At 61.9% G+C, this 3,331-nt stretch carries 4 protein-coding genes; 3 read left to right on the forward strand and 1 reads right to left on the reverse strand.

The window, feature by feature from the left end; all coding sequences use genetic code 11:
* Positions 1-143 precede the first annotated feature (143 nt).
* From F7R02_RS24615 to F7R02_RS24625, 3 genes are all read left to right on the forward strand, one after another.
* A complete protein-coding gene (locus tag F7R02_RS24615) occupies positions 144-581 on the forward strand; it encodes a JAB domain-containing protein (RefSeq protein ID WP_151210283.1) in 438 nt (145 codons plus the stop codon).
* Positions 582-660: 79 nt separating this feature from the next.
* Positions 661-1,353 (forward strand): hypothetical protein, encoded by a 693-nt coding sequence (locus F7R02_RS24620; RefSeq protein WP_235900988.1) that lies wholly within the window; start codon positions 661-663, stop codon positions 1,351-1,353.
* Positions 1,346-2,767: an XVIPCD domain-containing protein gene (locus F7R02_RS24625; protein ID WP_151210284.1), complete on the forward strand. Its 1,422-nt coding sequence runs from the start codon at positions 1,346-1,348 to the stop codon at positions 2,765-2,767. The genes F7R02_RS24620 and F7R02_RS24625 overlap by 8 nt, the downstream gene beginning before the upstream one ends.
* Positions 2,768-2,806: 39 nt before the next feature.
* Here F7R02_RS24625 and F7R02_RS24630 read toward each other — a convergent pair whose 3' ends face one another.
* Positions 2,807-3,061 (reverse strand): hypothetical protein, encoded by a 255-nt coding sequence (locus F7R02_RS24630; RefSeq protein ID WP_151210286.1) that lies wholly within the window; start codon positions 3,059-3,061, stop codon positions 2,807-2,809.
* Positions 3,062-3,331 lie beyond the last annotated feature (270 nt).

Consider the following 3,331-nt stretch of genomic DNA (forward strand, 5'->3'; position numbering starts at 1 on the left):
GCTGCGCTGGATCGCCTTTTTGCGTGCCTGGTTGCAGGTGGTGCGGGAGCGTTCCTCAACGTGCTCAAGCACTATGCGGCTCGCAAACATGGCAATGGAGGTTTGACAGGGGTTTTTCAGGGACGACTCAATACCAACTCCAGATGGACGAAGAGGGGATTCTCCTCGCAGCCGCCACCATCCTCGAACGACGCCTTCAACGCCAAGGCCGCATCCACAGCCCGGAGCAGGCCGGCAGCTACTTGGTCGCCCGCTGCGCCCACCTGCCGCACGAAGCCTTCGGCGTCGTCTTCCTCGACACCAAGCACCACATCCTGGCCACCGAGCACCTCTTCACCGGCACGACCGATGCCTGCGAAGTCCACAACCGAGTCGTCGCCAAGCGCGCCCTGGACCTCAACGCCGTCGCCGTCATCCTCTTCCACAACCATCCGAGCGGGAACCCGGAGCCTAGCGAAGCAGACCGCAAGGTCACCGAACGCCTGAAGCAGGCGCTGTCGCTTTTCGACATCCGCGTCCTCGACCATCTGGTCATCGGCGGGCGTCAGCACACCAGCCTGGCGGCAAGGGGGTGGGCATAGCCCTCTCTGCCTACAGGATTGGCCTGCGCCCAGGCGCTGGCGGTAAGCTGTCCAACCTCCCGACACCCGGATGTTGGCCATGGATATCTTTAGTCAAGGAAGGCGCATCGCTAAAGCCCTTTCAGCGGGCACACTGTTGCTGGGAGTGGCCGCATGCGCCGAGCCATCAAAAGCCCATCAGGAGAAAACCATGAAGGAACCGACCTCGGCTGACGTTCGGCGCGAGCAGGACCGCGTCGCGGCACTTGTCGATGCCGCCGCCCCTGAGCGTTCGGCGCCCATGATGACGTGGGATGGCTATCCCGCCTTACAACCGGGGGCTGAGCACACCGTCGACCAGCTGCTTAAACAAATCAAAGCGCTCGCCCAGTCCCTTCACGTCCAAGCAGACTCCGATCCCGCCAACGTGGAGCGACTTTTGGGAATCGCGCTTCCTCCAGACGCCAAGCAGAAGCGCAGGGGGGTGACCGGCAAGGTGGGACAGGGCACTTACGACTGGGCTGTGTGGAAGGGCGCGCCCAAGCTCCCTGGGCATCGGGTGGAGCTGACCCTCACTCCGAACGCCTGCCTCGCCTACGAGGCACTGAAGAAGCAGATGGAAGCCGACGGCTTCCGGGTGTATGTGCCGACGTTTGGCGACGACCAGCGAATCACGTTTGACAAGATCGTCGGCCCCTCGCTCGGGCTTTACATCGCCGTAACCCCCGACCGGCGGGACGCGCCGACCTGCGTGACAGTCGTGAGCTTCGAGATGGAGCGCAGCGATGCTTGATCCCCGCATCGAGCGCATGCTCCAAGAGACCGAACGGGAATCGTCCTTATCCGCGGGGGCTGCCAGGGATCTTCGCGAGGCGGTGGAATCGTCGCCTTACCTCGTTGGGGTGATGACCAAGGCCATCGATAACAGCGACCTTGAGCACATCAAGTTCGCTCGCACGCCCAACGAAGGCGGGCACTACAGCGCAGACGAAAAGGCGATCAGCGTCAACGCCGACGTGTTGCAGCGACCTGCTCGGTCGGAGCGGATAGACCAGCTCACCGGAGTCCTGGGGCACGAAACGGGGCATGCCTTGATGGCTCGCTCCAACGAAATCAGCACCTACAAGCTGTCTTACCGAATCGATGAGGCGCTGAAAGATGGGGCGCGCTATGGGGACGCTACCGTCGATATCACTCCACTGGCGAAGGACTACATCAACGCTTCCCGGGAGAACGAAGCGCTGGCCGAACTGGTGTCGATGAATTCGGTGGCCAGTCGGGTCAAGCACCAAGACCCAAACGTCACTGACGCGGAACTGCTTCATCGCCTGGACCCGACCACGCCCTGCGTCACCAGCGGGCGGTTGGCTCAAGGCATTCAGATGGATGCCCAGGGCATCCAACACACCGACAACCGCATCGACAGCCCTGCGATAAAAGCCGTGGCGATTTGTCAGTTCGATCAGTCCGGCAAGGGCCTGGGCGCGCTGGGTCGGTCGGATTACAACGCCTTTTATCTGTCCTACGTGGTTTCCGCTGGCGCCGCGGTGTCCCGCGACCTGGACCAGGCTTCCCGCCAGTCGATCCCGAGTCTCGGCCTGAACCTGAAGGAGCTTGGTGCTTCAGCGGAGGAGATCCAAGCGGCTGGAGTGTCCCTGGGTGGGCAGGGCAAGGCCTTTGGGTTCACCGATACCTCTGGCGGACAGCTGCGGCCTTCCGAGGTGCGGCAGGTTGGGAAAGGGACCCCCGGCCAGCCGGACCTCGCCCCCCAACCCATCTCCCACGGCCAGGCCGTGCTGGCCGACAACCCCGCGCACCCGGACCACTCCAACTACCAGGCGATACATGGTTGGGTGAAGAGCACCGGCAACTGGACCGAGGAAGAGTCCAAGAACGTGGCGGCGTCGCTCTACAAGCAGCAAGTCGATGACCCGCTCATCAAGCGAGTGGATGCGGTCACCGGCGGCCTTGGGAAGGACGGGGCGCACAACGTCTTCGCTGTCTACGCCCCCCACGGCATGGACAAGGGCCCACTCTTCCACGCGCATGTCGATGGTCGTCAGGCCGCCCAGGAGCCTGCTCAGCAGAACTTGCAGCAGGCCGAGTCCATCAAGCAGGACCAGGTCCGTCAGCAGGCAATGGAGCAGACGCAGCAGCAAAGCGTCCAGCAGGAACAAGGACCGCGGATGACCATGGGCGGCCCATGAAAGCGCTGGCGGATGAAGCTTGCTTTGTAGATTGGACGGTTAGTGGAGCGAACCTGCCCGGGCTTTCATGTGATTGATGAGCAGGGCTTCCAGTTCCTTGTCGTCCAACGCGTGGGCACCGGCTAAAAAAACTAGATCGGCCACGCGCTGGCGTCGTTTCAGTTCTTCCCGCTTCGCTGTTTCCTGCGCCTTGGCTTCGCGCCGCTGGTTAACTAAAAGCTCCTTCGCTTGCAGCTGGGCCAACCGATCCATAGCCCGTCCGATTTGGTCCCGGTAGTGATTCGTTGCGGTCATGCGTGTCTCCCTTGGTCCTGGCATTGAGTCAACCAGGGAAAAGCGCCTCGTCAAGTTTCGACCGCCTTTGAAAATTGGAAGGTTGCGGAATCGTCCAAGTCTGAAAAACAGTGCGTAAAAGAAATAAGCAAGAGCGCACCTAGGGAAGCTCTGAACAACGCACCACAGATACGCGACACTACCCGCCTCATCATGTAGAGGATCATCTATGCAGCTGACGTTCGGTGACGCTGAGGGCCTGGGCAAGCGCAAGCAGACCCGGCGCGAGAT

This window comes from Xanthomonas cissicola, assembly GCF_008801575.1.
In the GTDB taxonomy this organism is placed as follows: Bacteria; Pseudomonadota; Gammaproteobacteria; order Xanthomonadales; family Xanthomonadaceae; genus Xanthomonas; species Xanthomonas cissicola.

Excerpts from the sequence above, each read along its gene's own strand:
- F7R02_RS24630 (WP_151210286.1), bottom strand. The coding sequence starts at position 3,061 with ATGACCGCAACGAATCACTACCGGGACCAAATCGGACGGGCTATGGAT.
- F7R02_RS24625 (WP_151210284.1), top strand. The coding sequence starts at position 1,346 with ATGCTTGATCCCCGCATCGAGCGCATGCTCCAAGAGACCGAACGGGAA.
- F7R02_RS24615 (WP_151210283.1), top strand. The coding sequence starts at position 144 with ATGGACGAAGAGGGGATTCTCCTCGCAGCCGCCACCATCCTCGAACGA.
- F7R02_RS24620 (WP_235900988.1), top strand. The coding sequence starts at position 661 with ATGGATATCTTTAGTCAAGGAAGGCGCATCGCTAAAGCCCTTTCAGCG.